The following is a 22,665-nucleotide window of genomic DNA, read 5'->3' on the forward strand; positions in this document are numbered from 1 at the left end:
ATGCCAGTACGGCCGCGACACTGTACTGTCGCTGCGGGATTGCGCCGGTGCTCACTCGCCCGCAACCCATCTGATGACCAATTGCCCAGTCGGAACGGTTATTTCGGGCAAGAACACATGGAGGCGGCATGAGACACCAGGAGACCGTGTGACGGGCGAATCGATGACCTGGATACAGGCGCTCGTCCTCGGCCTGGTGCAGGGGCTCACCGAGTTCCTGCCGATCTCGTCGTCGGCGCATCTGCGGATCGTGTCGGGGGTGTTCTTCGGCGACGACGCGGGTGCGTCGTTCACCGCCGTGACGCAGCTCGGCACGGAGGCCGCGGTGCTGGTGTATTTCGCCAAGGACATCTGGCGGATCCTGCAGGCGTGGTTCAGCACCGTGCTGAGCAAGCTGTCGTCGCGGAACCGGGTGCCGATCACCGAGCAGGTGACGACCCGGCTGCCCGTGGTCACCATGGGCCAGGCCGATCGCTACTTCGACGAAGAGCGGCAGCGCGAGCTGGACTACCGGGTCGGCTGGTATGTGATCATCGCCACCATCCCGATCGGCGTGCTCGGATTCCTGCTCAAGGACGTGATCCGCACCGCGGCGCGCAACCTGTGGCTGATCTCGTTCATGCTCATCGCGTTCGCGCTGGTGATCGCGGCGGCCGAGTACTACGGGCGCAAGCTGCGGCCGTTGGAGCAGTTGACCACGCGCGACGGACTGGTGATGGGTTTCGCTCAGTGCCTCGCGTTGATTCCGGGTGTGTCGCGTTCGGGTGCGACGTCGTCGGCGGGTCTGTTCCTCGGGCTGACTCGTGAAGCGTCCGTGCGGTTCTCGTTCCTGCTGGCGATTCCGGCGGTGACCGCCTCGGGGCTGTTCAGCATTCCGGATGCGTTCAAACCGGCCGGTGAGGGACTCAATGCCAGCGGTGCGCAGCTGATCGTTGCGACGTTGCTCGCGTTCGTGGTCGGGTACGCGTCGGTGGCTTGGCTGCTGAAGTTCGTCGCGAAGCATTCGCTCGACTGGTTCGTCGGGTACCGGATCGTGCTCGGATTGACCGTTATGGGACTCCTGGCGACGGGTGTCGTGTCCGCGACATGATTAGGCTGACTACATGACGGTGATTCTGCTCCGGCACGGAGTCTCGACCTCGAACACCGCCCGCACCTTGGCCGGTCGCAGCACCGGCGTCGAGCTGACCGACCACGGCAACACCCAGGCCGAGGCGGTCGCCGACCGGCTCGCCGGGCTGCCGATCGAACGGATCGTGCACTCGCCGCTGTTGCGCTGTCAGCGAACGGTGGCGCCGCTGGCGGAGAAATTAGGGCTGGAACCGGTCTTCGACGACCGGCTGATCGAGGTCGATTACGGCGAATGGACCGGGCGCCCGATCGCCGAACTGCTCAACGAACCCCTCTGGAAAGTGGTGCAGCGGCACGCCTCAGGCGCGGTTTTCCCGGGCGGTGAGGGGCTGGCGCAGGTGCAGACCCGGGCGGTCGCGGCGCTGCGCGAGCACGATCGGGCGCTCGCCGAACAGCACGGGCAGGACACGTTGTGGGTGGCCTGCACCCACGGTGACGTCATCAAATCCGTGCTGGCCGACGCGCTGGGCATCCATTTGGACGGGTTCCAGCGGATCGTGGTCGAGCCGGCCTCGATCAGCGTCGTCCGCTACACGCCGACCGCGCCCTACGTGTGGCGGCTCAACGACACCGGTACCGACCTGTCCGCGCTGTCGAATCCGCCACGCCCCGTTTCCGATTCCGGTTCGGCCAAGCCGGACGCCGCGGCCGACACCTCCGGGCCCGTTCCCGGCGGCGAGCTAGGTAACGCGGGGAGTGGGGATAATGGGAATGCGGAGCGCTGAGATTCCTTGTACACGGATAGTGGGCGTTGTATCCCAGCGCCGTGGGTAGTCGATCAGGGTCACGTATCAGGAGGTGCATGTGTCACGCGCAATCCATGTATTTCGCACCCCCGATCGTTTCGTCGCCGGGACCGTCGGTGAGCCGGGCGATCGTTCGTTCTATCTGCAGGCCATAGAGGAACCGCGGGTTGTCAGTGTGCTGCTGGAAAAGCAGCAGGTGAAGGTGCTCGCCGACCGGATGGGTCTGCTGCTGGACGAGGTGGCTCGCCGGTTCGGCGCCGAGGTGCCGCCGCAGGCCGAGGACATCGGCGATACCGCGCCGCTGGTCACGCCGGTGGACGCGGAGTTCCGGGTCGGCACCATGGGGCTCGGCTGGGACGCCGACGCGAATGCCGTGGTGGTCGAGTTGCTGGCGATCACCGAGACCGAGGTCGACGAGTCGGTGGTGCTCGACGACACCGAGGAGGGGCCGGACGCGGTCCGGGTGTTCCTCACCCCGATCCAGGCGCGGGAGTTCGCGCTGCGTTCGACCAGGGTGATCGCGGCGGGTCGCCCGCCGTGCCCGCTGTGCGGGGAGCCGCTGTCGTCGCGTGGGCACATGTGCGTGCGCACCAATGGGTACAAGCGCGGCGATATCTTCGGCGCGGCCGAACTAGAGGAGTGATCGGTGACGCGGGCCGGGGACCGGTTCCACAGCGGCGAGCTGACGGTGATCGGGCGGATCAGCACTGCCAGTAACGTGACCCTGGTTTGCGACATTCTCGACGAGGGTGAAGCGCCGTTGCGGGTGGTTTATAAGCCGGTGCGCGGGGAGCGGCCGTTATGGGATTTCCCGGACGGGACGCTCGCCGGGCGTGAAGTGGCGTCTTATGAAATTTCCGCTGCCGTGGGGTGGGGGGTGATTCCGGAGACGATTCTGCGCGACGGGCCCTATGGGGTCGGGATGGTGCAGCGTTGGATCGAGGGGGTCGATAACCACACCGAGCGGGGGGATCGGCTCGATCTGGTCGATCTGGTTTCGCCGGGTTCGGTGCCGGACGGGTTTCGTGAGGTGTTGCGGGCGCAGGATCCGGCGGGGAATGAGGTTTCGCTCATTCATGCCGATGATCCGCGGTTGCAGCGGATGGCTGTGCTGGATGTGTTGCTGAACAACGCTGACCGGAAAGGCGGGCACGCGTTGGAGGGGATGGACGGGCAGGTGTACGGGGTGGATCACGGCATCTGTTTGCACACCGAGCACAAATTGCGCACTGTGCTGTGGGGTTGGGCCGGGCAGCCGCTGAGTGATGCGCTGGTTGCCGATATCACCGCGTTCGCTAAGGAACTGCCGGGGGCGGTGGCGGATGTGCTGGCCGAGCACATCACGGATGCGGAGATCGAGGCGTTGGTCGACCGTACACAGGAGTTGGTCGACGATCCGGTGATGCCGACTCCGCGCACGTCCCGGCCTATTCCGTGGCCCGCTTTCTGAATTCAGTAGGCGCTGATCCGATTTCCCGGCACTGAATGCCGAGTTGCAGCCTGTGCCGAACCGAGCGATTGTTCCCCGCCCCGCCCCGCCCCGCCCCGCCCCGCCCCGCCCCGCCCCGCCCCGCCCCGCCCCGCCCCGCCCCGCCCCGCCCCGCCCCGCCCCGCCCCGCCCCGCCCCGCCCCGCCCCGCCCCGCCCCGCCCCGCCCCGCCCCGCCCCGCCCCGCCCCGCCCCGCCCCGCCCCGCCCCGCCCCGCCCCGCCCCGCCCCGCCCCGCCCCGCCCCGCCCCGCCCCGCCCCGCCCCGCCCCGCCCCGCCCCGCCCCGCCCCGCCCCGCCCCGCCCCGCCCCGCCCCGCCCCGCCCCGCCCCGCCCCGCCCCGCCCCGCCCCGCCCCGCCCCGCCCCGCCCCGCCCCGCCCCGCCCCGCCCCGCCCCGCCCCGCCCCGCCCCGCCCCGCCCCGCCCCGCCCCGCCCCGCCCCGCCCCGCCCCGCCCCGCCCCGCCCCGCCCCGCCCCGCCCCGCCCCGCCCCGCCCCGCCCCGCCCCGCCCCGCCCCGCCCCGCCCCGCCCCGCCCCGCCCCGCCCCGCCCCGCCCCGCCCCGCCCCGCCCCGCCCCGCCCCGCCCCGCCCCGCCCCGCCCCGCCCCGCCCCGCCCCGCCCCGCCCCGCCCCGCCCCGCCCCGCCCCGCCCACACACGCACGGCTTCTGATTTCCCGCACCGAAAATCGCATGCAAATTTCGGTGCGGGAAATCAGAAACCGTGCGGCTGTGAGGATCGGCGCGCGGCCGACGGCGACGGTGCGTGTCGGCGACCTCGCGTGTCGGCGACCGTGCGGGTTTCGGCGACGTGGGTGCTTTGGCGCCGGTTCAGCTGAAGGAGTGGGGGCCGAAGCGGCCCCACGCCACGAACACCGCGATGGCGAGGTAGACCAGGTTCACCAGCACGAACTTCCAGCCGCCGTCGCGCAAATGGGTGACCATCGCGCCGATCATCAACAAGACCCAGCAGGCGGCGGTGACCGGAACCAGGACGGGTGCGATATCGAGAACCGCAGGCAGGATCAGACCGACCGCAGCCAGAATCTCGACCACCCCGAGCGCTTTGATGAACCCGGCACTGGCTCGACCAGTCCATTCCCCACCAGGCGTCGCGGCCAGTTTCGCCTTGGGCACGAACGCCTTCGTGATCCCGCCGGCCAGCGCGATAGCCGCCAATACTCCGGCAGCGATCCACAGCGCGAGGTTCATGAGGTTCTCCTTCGATACGGCAGCTCCGACGCGGCCGGATGTATCCGAACTAGCTCGCCGACAAGCCGACGTCCGAACGTCAACCACATCGACCACCTGATATCCGCACCAGGCGCCCATAAGACGCCGCCCTCCCACCCTCCGTGACACCTCACCCACGTGACGTGCGCCATAGCCGCACCACTCCTGATTTCCCGCACCGAAATTCGCATGCAAATCTCGGTGCGGGAAATCAGAAGCCGTGCGGCTGTTGCCACCGGGGCGCACGCGACGCTCGGGTCGCTGCGACGAGTGCACCGGGGTAGGCGAGTGATGTTGTGGCACTGGTTCAGTGGGCGCGGTGCGTTTCGATCGCAGTGGGTTCGGCATCGCGTGCAGGGCTGCACTGTGTGCCGATCGCGGGCGATGGCGTTGTCGATCAGCTGGGGATTTCTCGTTGCCCTCGCGCCGCCGGGGCGCTACCGTCGGCGGTTGATTCGCGGGCGCGTGGTGCCGCGGCGCAGGTCTCCCGACAGCTGATTCTGCGAGAGCGAAAATCTTGACATCCCATGATTTGCTGAAAAACGCAGGTCGGGAGCGGCAGGTCAGGGGCTTACGGCGGGCTCTGGACCGGGGCGGGGGTCGATGATCTCGACCACACCTTTACCCTCGAATCATGCAGTCCTGGTCCGATACCGCCCTACCCACCATCCCCGGAGCAGGGCCACCGTTGCGGTTGTACGACACCGCCGACCGTCAGGTACGGCCGGTGACACCCGGTGCCACCGCCACCATGTACGTCTGCGGGATCACCCCGTACGACGCGACCCACCTCGGTCACGCCGCCACCTACCTGACCTTCGATCTGGTCAACCGCGCCCTGCGCGACGCCGGCCACGACGTGCACTACGTGCAAAACGTCACCGACGTGGACGACCCGCTGTTCGAGCGAGCCGAACGCGACGGCCTGGACTGGCGCGACCTGGGCACCCGCGAGATCAACCTGTTCCGCGAGGACATGACCGCGCTGCGCATCGTGCCGCCGCGCGAGTACATCGGCGCCATCGAATCCGTCGACGAGGTCATCGAATTCGTGCAGAAGCTGCTGGCTTCGGGCGCGGCCTACGTCGTCGACGACGCCGAGTTCCCCGACATCTACTTCCGCGCCGACGCCACCGAGCAGTTCGGCTACGAATCCGGCTACGACCGCGCCACCATGGAGCGGCTGTTCGCCGAACGCGGCGGCGATCCGGACCGTCCCGGCAAGCGCGACACCATCGACGCGCTGCTCTGGCGGGCCGAGCGTCCCGGCGAGCCGTCCTGGCAGGCCCCGTTCGGCGCGGGTCGTCCCGGCTGGCACATCGAGTGTTCGGCGATCGCGCTCAACCGCATCGGCCCCGAATTCGACATCCAGGGTGGCGGCAGCGACCTCATCTACCCGCACCACGAGTACTCCGCCGCGCACGCCGAGTCGCTCATCGCCGGCCGTCGCTTCGCCCGTCACTACGTGCACGCCGGTCTGATCGGCCTGGACGGCGAGAAGATGTCGAAGTCCAAGGGCAACCTCGTCCTGGTCTCCACCCTGCGCCGTAGCGGCGTCGACCCCGCCGCCATCCGCCTCGGCCTGCTGTCCGGCCACTACCGTCAAGACCGCATGTGGACGGATGAGGTCCTCGAGCAAGCCAAAGCTCGCCTCGACCTGTGGCGTCGCGCAACCGCCCTCGCGTCCGGTCCTGACGCCACCGACACCATCGCCCGCCTCCGCCAGCACCTGTCCGACGATCTGGACACCCCGAAAGCGCTGGACGCGGTGGACAATTGGGCCCGCCAGGCCCTGGACTACGGCGGCTCGGATCCCGAAGCGCCTGCGGCAATCGCGTCCGCCGTCGACGCACTCCTCGGCGTCAGCCTGTAGCTCACTTCGCACATCGGCTTGTCGCTCCGCACATCCCGCAGAACTCGAAGGGGTGTGTGCAGCGACAAGCAGACGTGCGGAACGGCGCGTGACGAGGCTTGCCTTCATCGCCGCGACTCAAACTCCGCCTAGCGTCCGAAATCAAAATGGGAGCCCGGTGGCGTCCTGACCGACAACAGCGTGGGACGCCGGTGGGCGTACGTCGCGTTCCCGACGGCCCTGCCGGGGAGTCGGGTGAGTGGACGTCACGCTGGGCGGTCGACCCTGGCAGCACAGCGTGAGCCTGCATCGACGGATCCGTCGGCCGTAGATCGGCGGCAGGCCGATGCGGATGTCCGTTGAGCACTGAGGTCGCACCTCATCGGATCGACTGAATACGGATGCCAGTCGATTCGGCCTAGGACTTGTCGGATCAGCCGACGGGGTGGCCGCCGGATAGGCCAGGCCCGCATCCCTGGATCGGCGGAAATGCTTGCCGGGGGTGGCGTTCCGTGATGTGGTACTGCGGTGTGCAACATTCCTGGGCGGGGCTTGATCGGGCGGCGGACGATGCTGGGCGGAGCGCTCGGTGCCGGGGTCTTGCTGGCGGCGGGGCGATTGACCGCGTCGGCCGATCCTGCCGCGCCGCAGACCGTGGCCGCTCGGCAGCGATTCTTCGGAGCCGATACCGTCGACGCGAAAACCGGTGCGGTTCGGGCGGATCGAGTGGTGCTGGCGTGGGTCGGATGCGCGACGTACGCGATGGCCATGGGCGGGTCGGTGTTCCTGCTGGACGCTTGGGTGCCTCGGCTCACCAGCACCGGATATGTGCCCGCCACGCCACAGGATCTCGCCGACCTCGCGCCCGAGGCGATCTTCATCGGACACGGCCATTTCGATCACGCCGGTGACGCCGGGCGGATCGCGCAGGCCTCCGGTGCCGTGGTTTATGGAACCGCCGATCACGGCGTGAGTATCCGTGCGCAGGTGAGCGATCCGGCATTCCGGACCGTCGCCCTCGGCGACGCGAACTCGCAACCGGGGGAGCGGCACGACTTCACCGTCGGCCCCCTCGAGGTAACCGCCATCCGCCACGTGCACTCCGCCCCCACCGCCCCCGAACGTCCTGGCGGTTCATCCCCGTTCTTCCCGATGCCGGAACTCTGCGCCCTCGTCCAGCATCCGCCGAGCCTGGCCGGCATCCTGCAAAACGTCCCGCGCCTGAACGACCCCGAGGGCGGCTCCCTCCTCTACCAATTCCGCGTCCCCGGCTTCTCCCTGGTCTGGCACGACTCCACCGGCCCCCTGACCGAGAAGGCCCCCCACGTCTTCGACATCTTCGCGGACCTCCCGAAAACCGACCTCCAAATCGGCGCCATCCAAGGCTTCAACCAAATCACCAACGGCCTCCGCGACCCCCGCCGCTACATCGAAGCCCTCACCCCCACCCTCTTCGTCCCCACCCACCACGACAACTGGCTCCCCGGCATCACCGCAGGCGCCGCCAACTACGACCCACCCCTCCAATCCGAACTAACCCGCATCCCTAACCGCCCCGAACTCCGCTCCCTCCACGACCCCACCGACTACATCCGCCCCGACCGCCTGACCTTCCCCCTCTAACCTACGAATCCCGCTCCGCACCAACACCTCCCGCGCAGCTGCACCCACTGCAAACCTGCACCACCCGCCACCACGACTCCGCCGAGCGGACATGCCCGCGCCAATCCGTGGCCGAGCCGAACACGCCCGCGCCAAATCGCGGGCGACCCCTCCGCCGTATCCCGCTCGCCAATGCCACCCGCCCGATCGCGCCCCGGACCGGGACATGGTTGCGCCAATCGTTAGTTACCCCTCCGCCGCGTCCCGCTCGCCAAGGAACACCTGGCCGGCTACGTGCCGAACGGGACATGATCGCGCCGAATCGCGGATGAGCCCGCCACCACGTCCCGCTCGATGACTCGCCACGTTCTCTTGCACGCCGAGTGGGGCATGCTTGCGCCGAAGTGCGAGTGAGCCCACCGTGATGTCCCCTTCGATGGGCCGCGACCTCCACCTTGCCTGCCGCGTGGGGCATGGCGGTGTCGGAACCGGAGTGGGTCGGCCGTGATGTCCCGCTCGATGAGTCTTGACTTCCATTTGCGTGTCGAACGGGACATGGTTGCACCGAATCACGAGTGGATGCTCCGTGATGTCCCGCTCGAAGGGCTTGCCGCGCGGGGACGGGCGGACCGGGCGGCGACTCGATGAGTGGTACATGGACTGCGGCAAGTGTTTAGAAAGGATCGCTATGGTGTGCCGGGTGCTTGTCGACCTGGGGGCCAGCGGTCCGCCGACCATGCTGTGAGTTGGCGGCGAGTGGCAGATGGTGGCGGCAACGTCGAGACGGGTCCGTCGTGATGTGCCACTCGTGGCAACTTCGGGCGGTCGGTGTGCGGCGAGAAGCCGTCCATCCGTGCGAGTAGATGGCTCAGCGTGATCCCGCTTGGCGGGTTGCTGATGGTCACGTGACGTCCCACAGTGTGCCCCATGCTCGCCGAGTTCTCGTCTGCCGCTGGTCCTACCCATCGCTGATCGGAACATGGTTGCGCCGCAACACGGTTGAGCCCGCCGTGATGTCCCGTGCGCCGAGTGCGCGCCCTCCGGTCGCCGGCCGAGTGGGACTTGGTTGCACAGAATCGCGAGTGAGTGCTCGATCATGTCCCGCTCGACGAACGGCACGCGCCAGTTGCGTGTCGAGTGGGACATTGTTGCGCCTGATTTGAGTGAGTGCTCGGTGATGGTCTGCTTGGCGGGTTCGGGGTGGTCTGGATCTAGTTGCCGTAGGTCGTGGGCTGACTGGTGATGTCTGCCATGGGGTCGACCGCAGGTGCGCGGCGATTGGTTTTGCGCTTCGGCGTGGGCGATTCGGGTTAGACACCTACCCCGTAGGGGTATATGGTCGATCTTGCCGATGGAGTGCTTCGATTCGATCGAGCTGAGCTTTCCGAACGAGGAGTGAGGTACGTGAACCACGACCAGCAGCGCAACCCGACCCGCCGCACCGTCGTCCTCGATGTGCGCGGCGTCCACTGGGCCAGCCAAGCCAATGTCGTCACCGCCGTACTTCGCCGCCGGCCTGGCGTGCTCGATGTCGCCGCCAACCCGACCGCGCAGACCGCCACGATCGCGTACGACCCCACCCGCACCTCGGTCGCCGAACTAGCCGGTTGGATCCGCGACTGCGGTTACCACTGCGCCGGCCGTTCGGTGCCCAGCCACATCTGCGATCCGCTGGTCGAGCCGCACTCCGACAGTCACGCGCTAGCCTCCGATAACGCCGTGGCAGCTGACGCCGCACGTGGCACTCCCGCCACCTCGCCTGTGACAACGACCGCGCACGACACGGACTCGGCTGCAATTCGTTCGGAGCCCGCCGACCTTGTCGATCACCCTGGTCACGGCACAGAGGTCGCATTCGCCCGCCGGAGTGTTGCCGGAAGTCGGAATTCCCATGGCGCGCATTCCGAAGCAAGCGCGACGGCTGTCCAGAGCGGATCCGACAGTGCTTTCGGCGCGCGTGGCGCTGAGCGCAAGGCGTCGACCGCCGACACCGAACATGTTGTGGCGCACACTGATCGCGACAGTCCGTCCGATCATGCCGAGGATGCTGCGGGTGGGATAGTCGCCGAATCGGGATCTGGCGCGCACGCCGACGATGAGTTGCGCGCGACGGAGTTCGTCTCCGCGAATCACGGCGGCCACGGCAGACCGGGCACGGACGGTGGGCGCGTCGCGTCGGATACAGGCCTCGCGAGTGACGCGCAGGCCGATTGTGCAGCGCACGCGGGCCATGGCGAACTCGTCGGCCACGATGCGCAGGCCCGTCATGGTGCGCACGCCGGGAATGATGTGGATGCTGCCCGGGACATGCAGACCGGCCATGGCGAGCACGGCGATTACGACGAGCAAGTCGGCGATGCCGGCCATGGCGTGCACGCGGGGCACGACGTGCAAGCCGGCCATGACGAGCGCGACGTTCATGCCGATCACGACGTCCATGCCGTCCACGCCATGCAGGCCGGTCCTGACATGCAGGCTGGTCATGACATGCAGGACGGTCATGACTCGCATGCCGGTCACGACATGCAAGCTGGCCACGACGCACACGCGGGCCACGCAGGCCACGCAGGACACGCCGGAATGTCCATGGAGGACATGGCCGCCGACATGCGCAATCGATTCGTCGTAGCCGCAGTATTCGCAGTCTTGGTGATGCTCTGGTCGCCAATGGCTACCGACATGTTCGGGTTGCATCTGCCTGTGCCGTTCGGGATGCGGCAGGACATTTGGGCGTTGGTTTTGAGTTTGCCGGTGGTGTTCTACTCGTCGGCGATCTTCTTCACCGGTGCGGTGGCGGCGTTGCGGGCGCGCACGTTGGACATGATGGTGCTGGTCGCGGTGGGGATCGGGGCGGGGTGGTTGTATTCGCTGGCGATCACGCTGACCGGTGGGGGCGAGGTGTTCTATGAGGCCTCGACGATGCTGGCGACCTTTGTGCTGCTCGGGCATTGGTTCGAGATGCGGGCGCGCGGCGGGGCCAATGATGCTATTCGCGCGCTGCTGGATTTGGCGCCGCCCAAGGCGGAGGTGATCCGCGACGGCGCGCCGGTCGAGGTGCCCACCGCGGAGGTGGTGGTCGGTGACCTGCTGCTGGTGCGGCCGGGCGCGAAGATCGCGGTTGACGGTGTGGTGGCGGAGGGGGACAGTGAGGTCGATGAGTCGATGGTGACCGGCGAGAGCATGCCGGTGCACAAGGAGCCGGGCTCGACGGTCATCGGCGCCTCGCTGAACACCAACGGCACGTTGCGGATTCGCGCGACCAAGGTCGGCGCGGACACCGCGCTGGCGCAGATCGTGGAACTCGTTCAGCAGGCACAGAATTCGAAGGCCCCGGGCCAGAAGCTGGCCGACCGCGCGGCCTTCTGGCTGGTGCTGGTCGCATTGTTCGGCGGCGCACTGACGTTCGCGGTGTGGCTGCTGGTCGGCGCCTCGTTCGCCAAGGCGATGCTGTTCGCCATCACCGTCGTCGTGGTCACCTGCCCCGACGCCCTCGGCCTCGCCACCCCCACCGCGATCATGGTCGGCACCGGCCTCGGCGCGAAACGCGGTGTGCTGTTCAAGAATGCGCTCGCCTTGGAAGCCGCGGCCCGCATCCAAACCGTGGTGATGGACAAGACCGGCACCCTCACCAAGGGCGAACCGGAAGTCACCGATGTGGTTACCGCCGAAGGACATTCGGCCGACGAGGTCCTGCGCCTGGTCGCCGCCGTCGAACGCGAATCCGAACACCCGCTGGCCGCCGCGATCGTCCGCCATGCCGAAACCCTCGGCAGCGCAACCTTGTCCGCCGCCGAGTTCGAGAACATCCCCGGCCACGGCGCGATCGCCGAGGTCGACGGCCATCGCGTCGTGGTCGGCAACCGCCGCCTGTTCGAACGCGAGCACATCGACCTCGGACCGCTTGCCGCGCAACGCGATCGGCTCGCCGACTCGGGCCACACCGCGGTCCTCGCCGCGATCGACGGCACCGCCGCCGCCGCGATCGCCCTGGCCGACGCCCCGCGCGACACCTCCGCCGCCGCCGTCGCCGAGCTGCACAATCTCGGCATCGAGGTGGTCATGCTGACCGGCGACAACCGCGCCACCGCCGAACGCATCGCCGCCGACCTCGGCATCGACACCGTGATCGCGGAGGTGCTGCCCGGCGACAAGGCCGCGAAAATCGCTGAGCTGCAACGCGATGGCCGTAAGGTCGCGATGGTCGGCGACGGCGTCAACGACGCACCCGCGCTGGCCGGCGCCGATCTGGGCATCGCGATCGGCGCGGGCACCGACGTCGCCATCGAAACCGCCGACCTCGTCCTGATGCGCTCGGATCCGCTCGACGTCCCCACCGCCCTGCGCATCGGCCGCGGCACCCTGCGCAAGATGCATCAGAACCTGGCCTGGGCCGTCGGCTACAACACCATCGCGCTGCCCGTCGCCGCGGGTGTGTTCGTGCCGGCGTTCGGCTTCACCCTGCGCCCGGAGATCGCCGCCATGTCGATGTCGGGTTCGAGCATCATCGTCGCCCTGAACGCGGTGTCGCTCAAACGCCTCCGCCTGCCCGGCCGGACTCCGACCGGCGACTAGTGTGAGTTCGGTGAGTCAGCCCGTCAAACGCCCCCGGCAGCCGCGGATGCAGCTCGAGGTGCGGCGCGAGCAGGTGCTCGACGCGACCCTGCGGCTGGTCACCGGCCACGGGTATGCGGCGGTCACGATGGAGGCGGTCTCGCGCGAGGCCGAGTTGGCCAAACCTCGTGTCTACGCGGCCTATCCGGGCGTGGAACCGCTGCTGCTCGCCCTCTTCGACCGCGAAGGACAGCGGGCGCTGGCGACGCTTGCCGAGGCGATGCCGGTCTTCACCGAGGACGGCGCCTTCGACGACATCCTCATCGCGGCGATGACAAACCTGCTCACCGCCGTCACCGCGAACCCGGACTCGTGGCGCCTGCTGCTACTGCCCGCCGCCGACGCACCGAGCCAGGTCCGCGAACGATCCGAGGCCGCGCGGCAATTCGCCCTCGATCAGTTGCGCGCCCTGCTCGAATGGGGTCGCGACCGCCGCTCTGGCCTCGCCGATCTGGATCTGGAACTGCTGGCCATGTCCCTGCTGGCCGCGGGCGAGCGGGCCGGGCACCAACTGCTCCTCGATCCCGAACAGTTCACCATCGCCCGCTACGAGCAGTTCGCCCGCGGCATGCTGGCCGTGATCGCCCCGCGTTGACCGGATAGTGCTGTACATGTCTGAGACACTGACCTAGATTCGGTGGGCATGAAGACGATTGAGCTCACCGCACCCGATGGCCGGCTCGAGGCAGTCCTGGCGCGGCCGTCCGGGGAGGGCCCGTGGCCCGGGGTGGTGGTGATCCACGATGGTGTGGGGTTCAGTGCGGACTTGCGGCGAACCGTCGGGATGCTCGCCGATTACGGGTATCTGACGATCGCGCCGAATCTGTTCTCGCGTGGGCGGGTGCGCTGCATCCGGGCGATCTTCCGGGCGCTGGCCTTCACCGGCGACGGTCCGCCGGTGCGCGATGTGCTGGCCGCCCGCGACCGGCTCGTCGCCGAACCCGACTGCAACGGCCGCACCGCCGTGATCGGCTTCTGCATGGGCGGCGGGTTCGCGCTGCTGGTCGCGCCGAAGGGTTTCGACGCGTCCGCGCCGTTCTATCCGTCGCTCTACGGCGACTACCGCGCCGTGCTCGACGGCGCCTGCCCCGTCGTGGCCAGCTACGCCCAGCGCGACCCGATCCTGATCGGCGCGCCCCGCAAACTCGACGAAGCGCTGACCGAACTCGGCGTCGAACACGACATCAAGGTCTACCCGAAGGTCACCCACGCTTTCGCCAACGTGACCCCGGTCGACCCGCTGCTGCGCGTCACCGGCCTCGGCTATAACGAGGACGCCTCCCGCGACGCCTGGCAGCGCATCTTCAGCTTCTTCGACACGCACCTGACCGGAGCCGAAAAGTAGATACCGATCGCGCAGTGACTACTCACCGCGCCACTGCGGAGCCCGCTTCTCAGCGAACGCGCGCGGCCCTTCGAGCGCATCCTTGCTGATGAACACCGGGCCGGCTTCTTCGAGACTCATCTGCCAAATCGGCGTATCCCAGTCCGAGCCGAAATCGTTGACGCGGTGCATGATTCGCTTCGACGCGCGCACGGACAGCGGTGCGTTGGCGGCGATGGTCTCGGCCAGTTCGAGCGCGACGGGCAACACTTGGTCGGCGGGCACCACCCGATTGACCAACCCCCAGTGCGCGGCGCTCGCGGCATCGATCGGCTTGCCGGTCAACGCCATCTCCAGCGCGATCTTCGGCGGAACCGCACGCGGCAGCCGCAGCAATCCGCCTGCCGCAGCGACCAATCCGCGCGTCACCTCGGGCAAGCCGAGCGAGGCATCTTCACTCATCACCGCGAGATCGCTGGCCAGCACGATCTCGGTGCCACCGCCGAGCGCGAACCCGTTGACCGCCGCGATGAGTGGTTTGTCGACGAAATGCTGTACCAGCCCGGCGAATCCGTACTCCGGATGCTCCGGATCGTGAATCACGTTGCCTCGAGCCAATTCCTTGAGATCGGCGCCGGCGCAGAAGGCACGCCCCGCTCCGGTGATCACCCCGACCCGCAGCAGCGGATCGGTGGCCAGCTCGGCCAGCGCGGCGCCCACCGCGCTCGACAACGCGGCGTTCACCGCGTTCATCGCCTCGGGGCGATTCAGGGTGATGACGGCGATGTGCCCCTTGCGTTCCAGCGTGGCTGCGGCGGTCAAAGTGGGCCCTCCTTCAGAAGTTCTTTCGAACCTACCGGGACGCCGCCGCGTCGCACCGCGACATCCCGGTCAGCGGGCGCGGTAGGCGATCCCGCGGATGTGACCACAGCTACCGCGCCGCGCGGCCCGTAATGACCGGTTCCGGCGGTGACCCCGTGCAAGACTTGGCGCGTGAGTGGGCCGAGCGAAGACATTCAGCAGGACAGCGGCAAGTCTGCGGCGAAGCCGGGCGGCGGTAGCCACGCGGTGCCGGATCGCGGGGACGTGATCGGGTCCGGGATCATCTGGCTGGCGAAATGGTCGCTGTGCATCGTCGCGATCGCGGCCGGCTCGTGGGTGCTGCTGTATCTGCTCGCGAAGCTGTGGGTGGTGATCCTGCCGGTCGCGCTGGCGATCGTGGTCGCGACCGTGCTGTGGCCGCCGACCCGCTGGCTCACGAAACACGGCCTGCGCCCGGCGCTGGCGGCGAGCATCACGATGGTTGCGTTCATCGGCGCGCTGGCCGGTGTCATCGCGCTGATCGTGCCGTCGGTGGTGGACCAGGCGCCGGACCTCGCGGACAAGTCCACCGCGGGTGTGAATCAGGTGCGTGACTGGATGCAGGGGCCGCCGTTGCGGATTCGCGACGAGCAGCTCAACTCCGCGGTCGACGCGATCGTGTCGAGGCTGCAATCGAGCGCCGCGCAGATCGCGGGCGGGGTGTTCTCCGGAGTGTCGACGGCGACGTCGGTGCTCATCACCCTGTTCCTGGTGCTCGTGCTGAGCTTCTTCTTCGTCAAGGACGGGCCGCGCCTGCTGCCCTGGCTGCACGCCGTGCTCGGCAGCCGCAGCGGCCGGCACGTCGAGGAGGTGCTGGACCGGATCTGGGCCACCCTCGGCGGGTTCATCCGGACCCAGGCGCTGGTCAGTCTGATCGACGCGGTATTCATCGGGGCCGGGCTGGTGATCCTCGGGGTTCCGTTGGCGCTGGTGCTCGCGGTGATCACGTTCATCGGCGGGTTCGTGCCGATGGTCGGCGCGTTCGTGGCCGGCGCGCTGGCGGTGCTCGTCGCGCTGGTCGGCAACGGGTTCACCACCGCGCTGATCGTGCTCGCCATCATCGTCGCCGTGCAGCAGCTGGAAGGCAATGTGCTGCAACCGGTTCTGCAGAGCCGCAGCATGAAGCTGCACGCGGTGCTGGTGCTGCTGGCGGTCACCGCGGGCGGCTCGCTGTACGGCATCGTCGGCGCGTTCCTCGCCGTTCCGGTGGTGGCGGTGGTCGCGGTGGTGGTCCGCTACATCGGCGAGCAGATCGATGTGGTCACCGCCGCGCCACCGGAGTCGGACGACGAGGTCCGGCCCGCACCGGAGTAGGTCAGTCGGTCTGCCGGGCCGCCGCGAGCGCGGCGAGAGCACCGGCGAACATGGTGTTCTTGATCGCGCCGAGGGTGCCGGGATCCTTGCCGCCGAGCGGGGCGAGGATGGCGAGCGCGGCGTCGGTGACCGCGCCCTCGGCAGCGGTGGCGTCGACGATATCGACGGCCAGCGCGTCGGTTCCGCCGAAGCGGCGGCCGGTGGTCATCGAAGCGACCGCGGTCTTCGGGGTCAGCTTGGCCTGGATGAGCGCGGCCATGCCCTCGGTGAACGGGATGCGGATGTCGACCTCGGGGAAGCAGAAGTAGCCGCGATCGGCGCGCATGACGCGGTAGTCGTGCGCGATGGCGAGCATCGCGCCCGCGCCGAACGCGTGACCGGGCAGGGCGGCGACCGTGGGGACAGGCAGAGTGAGCACGCGCGCGAAGATGTGCTGCACCTCGCCGACGTACCACGGGCCGCGTTCGGGGTTCGCGCCGAACCAGTCGAGGTCGAGGCCGTTGGAGAAGAACTTGCCGCTCGCGGTGGTGACGAGGCCCTGCGCGCCGTCGGCGACGACGGTGTCGAGGTGGGCGTTCACCGCGTCGAGAAAGGCTGGGGAGAAACGGTTTTCGTCGTCGCCGAGGTCGAGGACGGCGATCTTGTCGTGGTAGGTCAGGTTCGGCATGAGTTTCCTCGGTTCGTGAGTGGGGATTTCGGGAACGGGTGAGTCGTCAGGGCGGCGGGCCGAGCGCGAGGACGGCCCGGACTGCGGCGCGGAGTTGTTCGGGGGCCAGGGGATTGGTGAAGCGGTTGCGGCGCAACAGGATCGCGGTGGGCAGGTCGACGAGGCACAGGTTGAGGACGTCGACCGCGCGGCGGTCGCCACGATCCCACAGGTGCCGAGACAGCCGGATCATCAAGTCCACCAGCACCTTGTCGGTGTCCGCGAGTTCGGTCGCGATGTTGTCCGGTACCTCGCCGAGCAGTTCGTCGCGCTCGATGGTGAGCAACAGCCGTGAGGAGGTCGGGAACTTCTCGGCGAACGTGACGGGCGCTTCGGCCGCGGCGACCACCGCCTCGACCCCGTCCTGCTTGTCCGGCCCGTTCAGCGCACCGTCTACCAGCGCGGACTGCAACGCCAGAAACCGATGCGCGGCCCGCAACCAGGTGCGGCCGAGCAGCTCCGCCCGCGACCCGAAGGTGTGATAGATCGCCCCGTTGGACACCCCGGTCGCCGCCGCGACGGCACGGGTCGTGACCGAGGCCGGACCGGAGACCACGGCCAGCGACTCCGCGGCATCGAGCACGATGTCGGGGTCGTGAGTCCGTGGGCGAGGCATGCGACCACAATAACAGAGCATCCGCTCTGCTATGTACCGGCGACCTCGCGCGGCGCGGCAGCCGTGTCTGCGATCCGGCGCACCCACCCCGCGCACTCTTCCTCTCGCTGCGCCCGAGATTGCGGGCAATTCCGGGCGCGGCTGCACATGTCATGCGCGGCTGCACATTTCATGCGCGTCGGGTGCGTTCTCGGTGGGTGATCGGCGGCCGGTTTGCTGTGGACTTTCCGGCGTACTCCTGGCTAGCTCTCGGAGCGGAGAGCGCGTAGTCCAAATGCCTTCGATTCCGTACGCGCACTACGTATTTCGCACGGTAACAGGTACTGGAGGTCCTCGAAAGCAGGGTGCGGCGGCTTGGCTATCCTCGTACGAGCCGACGAGACAATGGGGTACTGTTCGGTCCTCCCACCCCTGCCCGAACGAACAGAACGGCGCCCGGCATGTCACGTGTGGTCACAAAGGAGCAGTACTTCGACACGGCTCTGGAGGTGCTCGCCGAACTGGGTTTCAAGGGGCTCAACATCGGTGTGCTGTGCCGCCGGCTCGGAGTTACCAGCGGCTCGTTCTATCACCATTTCGGCAGTTGGCAGGGTTTTGTCGACGTATTGCTGGAGCACTGGGAGAACCGGCAGGTGCTGATCCTGCGCACGCTGAAGTTCAATCAGGGCAACCCCGACGACGACATCCGCGCCATGTCCGACCTCGCGTCCGGCCTGCATCACGCCGCCGAGGCCGCGATCCGCGCCTGGGCGGCGAACGACGAATCGGTGAACCTGGCGCTCAAGCGGGTCGACGAATCCCGCAGGCGCACAGTGCACAAGGCGATCAAGGGCGTGGTCGGCGATGACGACACCTCCGCGGTGGTCACCTCGCTCGGCATGGCCATGTTGATCGGCTACCAGCAAATCGCCGCCGGCGGCGAAGATCTCTCCCTGGACAAGCTGCTCAACGAATACGCGCGCCTGATCTATTCGCACGCGCGCCGCTGACGCTCAGCCCAGCAGTTCGTCCACATAGCACCAGCGCCACGCCTCGCCGGGCTCGACGCTGCGCATGACCGGGTGCCCGGTGCTGCCGTAGTGCTTGGTCGCGTGATTGCCGATCGAGGAGTCGCAGCAGGCGATGTGCTTGCAGGACAAGCACATTCGCAGATGAACCCAGGTCAGACCCTCGTCGAGGCATTCGGCGCAGACATCCGGTCCGGCCGGATCCACGACCAGGGGAGCGTTCTCCAAGTGGGCGCACGTGTCGCCCGCCCGAGGCGCGGCCAGCGGCTCTAGCGGCTCTTCCTCGGTCTCGTCGTATCGATCGATCATCGATTCCTCGAGATCGAGCCGGGACAGCACGTATTGCAAGATCTCGTAGTCGGCGCCGCCGGAATCGCGCACGCGCAGAACTGTTTCCCGCTCGGCCCGCAGCATCTCCAGCCGGAGCCGCCGGTATTCGGCAGTCGGAGTGGCGAGTTCGGATTCGGAGCGGCCGAGGCGTTCCCACGCGGCGTTGGTCTTCCAGGTGACCCGGTCGCGCAACGAATCGACCACCGACGCAGGCGTTTGCGGGGTGATCCACTTGTCGAGTTCGGCCAGGCCCGCAGTGGTGGCTTGCTGGAGCAGGTTTGCCTTCTGGAGGGCGTTCTCCGCGCGGCTCGGTCCACGCAGGTGCATCAGCCGGACCAGCCAGGGCAGCGAAGTGCCTTGCAGCAGCAGTGTTCCCGCGACGACGACCAGTGCGAGAAGTTTCAGTACCGGCAGCTGCGGAGTGTCTTCGGGCAACAGCAGCACGGCGGCGAGGGTGACCACACCGCGCATACCCGCCCACGAAACCACCACCGAATGCCTGATCGGCACCCCGCCGGTATGCCGCCCGAGCCGGCGAATCAGCAACGACCACGGGAAGATCCACAACGGACGCGCCAGCATCGTCGCGAGCAGCACCCCGATCGCCGCCACCACCAAGGTCCCGTGATCGAGCCCGCTGCTCCAGGCGCCCTCGAGAATCGCGCGCACCTGCAACCCGATGATCACGAACACCGAACTCTCCAGAATGAACTGGATGGTGCGCCAATTGGTGCGCTCCGCGATCCGCGACGCCGCGCTCTGCCACACCGGTGCGCCGTGCCCGAGGATCATGCCGCAGGTCACCACCGCGATCACCCCGGACGCGTGGATCCCTTCGGCGGGCAGGTACGCCGCGAACGGCGCGAGGAACGACAGCGTCGTATCCAGTACCGGATCGGTGATCCGGCGACGAAGCAGCGCAAGCAGATACGCCACCACGACACCGACCGCGGCCCCGCCACCCGCGGCGAGCAGGAAGTCGCCGCCCGCCTGCCACACCGACACGGTCCCTGCCGACGCGGCGATCGCGGTGCGCAACGCCACCAGTGCGGTCGCGTCGTTGAACAGCGACTCGTCCTCGAGGATCGTCACGATCTGCCGCGGCATGCCGATCCGCCTGGCTACCGCCGTCGCCGCCACCGCGTCCGGCGGCGCCACCACCGCGCCCAGCGCGACCGCGACCGCGAACGGCACCGGCAGCAGCAACCACACCACGGTCGCCACCGCGAACGTGCTGAACAGCACCAACCCCACCGACAGTGACGCGATGGTGCGGAGATTGGCCCGGAAATCCACCAGCGAAGTCCGGATCGCCGCCGTATACAACAGCGGCGGCAACAACCCGAGCAAGATGATCTCCGGATCGGGATGAATCTCCGGCACGAACGGCAGATAAGAGGCAGCGACACCGGCCAGGGTCAGCACGAGCGGTTCGGACACTCCGAGGCGGCGGGCCAGCGCCGCCAGCGCTGCCGCCGAAGCAACAAGAACCACAAGGCCGATCGCGACATGCACCGTCGCATTCTCGCAGAGCGCACCGACGGCAACTCGCCGCGCGGTAGATGACACGTCCGGCGTCGACGGATTTCCTGTGTGAGCGGGGTTCAGGGTCCATGCTTGTCGGCGACAAGGAGGTAGGCATGGAGGAGTTTGCGTCCTGGCGGGCGAACGGCCGGCGGTTCACCCACCGCGGCCACCAGATCTTCTATCGCGACGACGGCGGTGGCGCCGATGGCACACTGGTCTGCATCCACGGTTTCCCGACCGCGTCCTGGGACTGGCATCGGGTCTGGCCCGGGCTGTGCGGACAGTTTGCCCGGGTGCTCGCGCCGGACATGATCGGATTCGGCTGGTCGGCGAAGCCGCGTAATTACCTGTACTCCATCGCGGATCAGGCGGATATTCACGAGGATCTGCTGCGGGAGCAGGGGATCGACCGGGTTCACATCCTGGCGCACGACTATGGCGACACCGTCACTCAGGAGTTGCTGGCGCGCGATGCCGAACGAAGGGCGGCCGGTGACGAGTCGCTGGTGATCGAGTCGGTGTGCCTGCTCAACGGGGGATTGTTCCCGGAGACGCATCGGCCTCGGCTGTTGCAGCGGCTGCTGGCCAGTCCGCTCGGGCCGTTGTTCAGTCTGCTGGCGACGGAGAGTGCGTTCAACGCGGGACTGTCCGGGGTGTTCGGGCCCGATACCAAACCGACCAGGGAGGAGTTGGATCAGTTCTGGACGCTATGGTGTGGCAAACGCGGTAAACGCAACGGCCACAAGCTGATTCGCTACATGAGCGAACGACGGAAACATCGCGAACGGTGGGTCGGGGCGTTGCGTGACGCTCAGGTTCCGGTGCGCCTGATCGACGGTTCGCTCGATCCGGTCTCCGGCGCGCACATGGTCCGCCGCTATCGCGAGCTGATCCCGAATCCCGACGTGGTGGAACTGCCGAAGGTCGGCCATTACCCGCAGGTGGAAGCATCCGACGAGACCCTCGCGGCCTTCCTCGACTTCCACGCGACCCGGGTCGCCCACCGCACCACCTGATCACGCCGCTCGGCCCGCTTCGGCAACGCGCCGGTTCCGGGCCGAGCTCGTGATCCGCTCACGAATTCGCCCGCCGCTTTTTCGTGAAGTACACCGCCGGTTCGCGGGTGATCAGCCCGTATCCGCTGTCCGGAATCGCCGCGAACGGAGCAGGCAGGTACAGCACCGGCAGCGTCTCGCCGATCAACGGCCGCTGCTCCCGCGCGATCCGATAGCCGATCTCGACTACCTCGGGCACAGCATCGGAAGCCTCGCCGCCGTCGCGCCGATACGGTTCGAGCCGCACCCGCCGAATCGCCGTCCGCGCCCAGCGGAACAGCACACACTCGCCCGCGTCCGGCCGCGCGTACTCCACCAACCCCACGCCATCGTCCCAGAAGACGAACTGCTCATCCTCCATCGAGCTGTGATATCCGGCCTCCGCACTCCACTGACCGATGATCTCGTCACCACGCATCGGGTGATTGAACCACCGCGCTCCCGCACTCGTGCGCCCGTCGTGAACGGGCTACCGGCGGTGATCGGTGGAATATCGCGAATGAGCCGACGTGACCTGCCCCGCCGCGGCGAGGTCGGGGCAGGCCCGGCTCGCGCCGCCTTTATGGCATATGCCATAACATGGCGGTATGGCAGGCACACGCCGAGCGCGTAGCGAAGGTTCTGTACGGCCACGCGCGGGTGACGCGCGACGGCGGATGATCGAGGGGGCGGTCGAGTCGATGCGGGTGCACGGGGCCAGCGCCACGAGTGTGGATCGGGTGCTCAGTACTACCGGAGCGCCACGGGGGTCGGTGTATCACCACTTTCCCGGCGGGCGCACCGAGCTGATCAACGACGCGGTCGTCATGGCGGGCGGCATCATGTCCGAGCTCATCGAGAAGCTGGCGCGGGACAACGACCCGGTGACCGCGCTCGATCAGTTCGCGGCGATGTGGCGACACACATTGGTGGACAGCGATTTCCGCGCGGGTTGTCCGGTGTTCGCCGTTGCGGTCGAAACCAACGACGACGCACCGGAATTCGCGCGCGCCGCCGCCGACGTTTTCCTCCGCTGGGAACGTGCCCTCGCCGACATGCTTGTCCGCGACGGCGTTTCCGAGACTCGCGCCCACAGTCTCGCCACGCTCACGGTCGCGGCGTTCGAGGGCGCGATCGCCCTGTGCCGAGCTCAGCGCGATATCACTCCGCTCGACGACGTGGTCGGTGAACTCCGCGGCCTGATTCCCGCCGTTACCCGGAACTGACCGCTTTCGGTCTGCCGTCAATGGGTACGGCGGTCCAGGTCTATGGATGAGAAGGGCTGCGGT

20 protein-coding genes and 1 pseudogene are annotated in these 22,665 nt (G+C 68.2%); 14 read left to right on the top strand and 7 right to left on the bottom strand.

Annotated features, from left to right (window positions below):
• Positions 1-163: 163 nt before the first annotated feature.
• From F3087_RS09130 to F3087_RS09145, 4 genes are all read left to right on the top strand, one after another.
• Positions 164-1,090 (top strand): undecaprenyl-diphosphate phosphatase, encoded by a 927-nt coding sequence (locus F3087_RS09130; RefSeq protein ID WP_150401912.1) that lies wholly within the window; start codon positions 164-166, stop codon positions 1,088-1,090.
• Positions 1,091-1,103: 13 nt separating this feature from the next.
• Positions 1,104-1,856: a histidine phosphatase family protein gene (locus F3087_RS09135; RefSeq protein WP_150401409.1), complete on the top strand. Its 753-nt coding sequence runs from the start codon at positions 1,104-1,106 to the stop codon at positions 1,854-1,856.
• A gap of 79 nt (positions 1,857-1,935) precedes the next feature.
• Complete coding sequence (locus F3087_RS09140) at positions 1,936-2,520, top strand: DUF3090 domain-containing protein (RefSeq protein ID WP_040735411.1); 585 nt, start codon at positions 1,936-1,938, stop codon at positions 2,518-2,520.
• A gap of 3 nt (positions 2,521-2,523) precedes the next feature.
• Complete coding sequence (locus F3087_RS09145; RefSeq protein WP_150401410.1) at positions 2,524-3,327, top strand: SCO1664 family protein; 804 nt, start codon at positions 2,524-2,526, stop codon at positions 3,325-3,327.
• 863 nt (positions 3,328-4,190) lie between these two features.
• Here the strand turns inward: F3087_RS09145 and F3087_RS09155 are convergent.
• Positions 4,191-4,571 (bottom strand): DoxX family protein, encoded by a 381-nt coding sequence (locus tag F3087_RS09155; protein WP_150401411.1) that lies wholly within the window; start codon positions 4,569-4,571, stop codon positions 4,191-4,193.
• A 655-nt stretch (positions 4,572-5,226) separates the two neighbouring features.
• Between F3087_RS09155 and mshC the strand changes: the two genes are divergently transcribed.
• The 3 genes and pseudogenes from mshC to F3087_RS09170 all read left to right on the top strand — a co-directional run.
• Positions 5,227-6,465 carry a cysteine--1-D-myo-inosityl 2-amino-2-deoxy-alpha-D-glucopyranoside ligase gene (mshC, locus tag F3087_RS09160; protein WP_150401412.1) on the top strand — a complete coding sequence of 413 codons (1,239 nt, stop codon included), beginning with the start codon at positions 5,227-5,229 and terminating at the stop codon, positions 6,463-6,465.
• A gap of 549 nt (positions 6,466-7,014) precedes the next feature.
• Positions 7,015-8,067: an MBL fold metallo-hydrolase gene (locus tag F3087_RS09165; RefSeq protein ID WP_150401413.1), complete on the top strand. Its 1,053-nt coding sequence runs from the start codon at positions 7,015-7,017 to the stop codon at positions 8,065-8,067.
• Positions 8,068-9,381: 1,314 nt separating this feature from the next.
• Positions 9,382-9,666: pseudogene (locus tag F3087_RS09170) on the top strand (heavy-metal-associated domain-containing protein); the annotation flags it as partial.
• Positions 9,667-9,747: 81 nt separating this feature from the next.
• Here the strand turns inward: F3087_RS09170 and F3087_RS46495 are convergent.
• Entirely contained in the window at positions 9,748-10,566 is an 819-nt protein-coding gene (locus F3087_RS46495; protein ID WP_223885028.1) for a hypothetical protein, read from the bottom strand.
• Between the two features lie 3 nt (positions 10,567-10,569).
• Here F3087_RS46495 and F3087_RS09175 point away from each other — a divergent pair, with 3 nt between their 5' ends.
• The 3 genes from F3087_RS09175 to F3087_RS09185 are packed head-to-tail and all read left to right on the top strand — an operon-like array spanning position 10,570 to position 14,002.
• Positions 10,570-12,618: a copper-translocating P-type ATPase gene (locus F3087_RS09175; protein WP_223885017.1), complete on the top strand. Its 2,049-nt coding sequence runs from the start codon at positions 10,570-10,572 to the stop codon at positions 12,616-12,618.
• Positions 12,619-12,628: 10 nt separating this feature from the next.
• A complete protein-coding gene (locus tag F3087_RS09180; protein ID WP_150401414.1) occupies positions 12,629-13,252 on the top strand; it encodes a TetR/AcrR family transcriptional regulator in 624 nt (207 codons plus the stop codon).
• A 48-nt stretch (positions 13,253-13,300) separates the two neighbouring features.
• The gene (locus F3087_RS09185) at positions 13,301-14,002 is read left to right on the top strand and encodes a dienelactone hydrolase family protein (RefSeq protein ID WP_150401415.1); all 702 of its coding nucleotides are present in this window, start codon (positions 13,301-13,303) and stop codon (positions 14,000-14,002) included.
• A gap of 18 nt (positions 14,003-14,020) precedes the next feature.
• Here the strand turns inward: F3087_RS09185 and F3087_RS09190 are convergent, their stop codons facing one another.
• On the bottom strand, positions 14,021-14,803 hold the full coding sequence (locus F3087_RS09190) for a crotonase/enoyl-CoA hydratase family protein (RefSeq protein WP_150401416.1): 783 nt from the start codon (positions 14,801-14,803) through the stop codon (positions 14,021-14,023).
• A gap of 192 nt (positions 14,804-14,995) precedes the next feature.
• Between F3087_RS09190 and F3087_RS09195 the strand changes: the two genes are divergently transcribed.
• Positions 14,996-16,156, top strand: coding sequence for an AI-2E family transporter (locus F3087_RS09195; RefSeq protein ID WP_223885018.1), 1,161 nt, complete (start codon positions 14,996-14,998; stop codon positions 16,154-16,156).
• Position 16,157: 1 nt separating this feature from the next.
• On the opposite strand, the gene F3087_RS09200 is transcribed toward F3087_RS09195, so the two are convergent.
• Together F3087_RS09200 and F3087_RS09205 are read right to left on the bottom strand one after the other, a co-directional pair.
• Entirely contained in the window at positions 16,158-16,823 is a 666-nt protein-coding gene (locus tag F3087_RS09200) for an enoyl-CoA hydratase-related protein (protein WP_150401417.1), read from the bottom strand.
• Between the two features lie 46 nt (positions 16,824-16,869).
• On the bottom strand, positions 16,870-17,478 hold the full coding sequence (locus F3087_RS09205; protein WP_150401418.1) for a TetR/AcrR family transcriptional regulator: 609 nt from the start codon (positions 17,476-17,478) through the stop codon (positions 16,870-16,872).
• Positions 17,479-17,918: 440 nt separating this feature from the next.
• Between F3087_RS09205 and F3087_RS09210 the strand changes: the two genes are divergently transcribed.
• Positions 17,919-18,467, top strand: a complete 549-nt coding sequence (locus tag F3087_RS09210) for a TetR/AcrR family transcriptional regulator (RefSeq protein ID WP_150401419.1) — start codon at positions 17,919-17,921, stop codon at positions 18,465-18,467.
• 3 nt (positions 18,468-18,470) lie between these two features.
• On the opposite strand, the gene F3087_RS09215 is transcribed toward F3087_RS09210, so the two are convergent.
• Positions 18,471-20,330 carry a Na+/H+ antiporter gene (locus tag F3087_RS09215; RefSeq protein WP_150401420.1) on the bottom strand — a complete coding sequence of 620 codons (1,860 nt, stop codon included), beginning with the start codon at positions 20,328-20,330 and terminating at the stop codon, positions 18,471-18,473.
• Between the two features lie 125 nt (positions 20,331-20,455).
• Here F3087_RS09215 and F3087_RS09220 point away from each other — a divergent pair, with 125 nt between their 5' ends.
• A complete protein-coding gene (locus F3087_RS09220; protein ID WP_150401421.1) occupies positions 20,456-21,358 on the top strand; it encodes an alpha/beta fold hydrolase in 903 nt (300 codons plus the stop codon).
• 58 nt (positions 21,359-21,416) lie between these two features.
• Here F3087_RS09220 and F3087_RS09225 read toward each other — a convergent pair whose 3' ends face one another.
• Positions 21,417-21,815: a hypothetical protein gene (locus tag F3087_RS09225; RefSeq protein ID WP_150401422.1), complete on the bottom strand. Its 399-nt coding sequence runs from the start codon at positions 21,813-21,815 to the stop codon at positions 21,417-21,419.
• Positions 21,816-21,984: 169 nt separating this feature from the next.
• On the opposite strand from F3087_RS09225, the gene F3087_RS09230 reads away from it, so the two are divergent.
• A complete protein-coding gene (locus F3087_RS09230) occupies positions 21,985-22,602 on the top strand; it encodes a TetR/AcrR family transcriptional regulator (protein ID WP_223884941.1) in 618 nt (205 codons plus the stop codon).
• Positions 22,603-22,665: the final 63 nt, after the last annotated feature.

This window comes from Nocardia colli (assembly GCF_008704205.1).
GTDB lineage: Bacteria > Actinomycetota > Actinomycetes > Mycobacteriales > Mycobacteriaceae > Nocardia > Nocardia colli.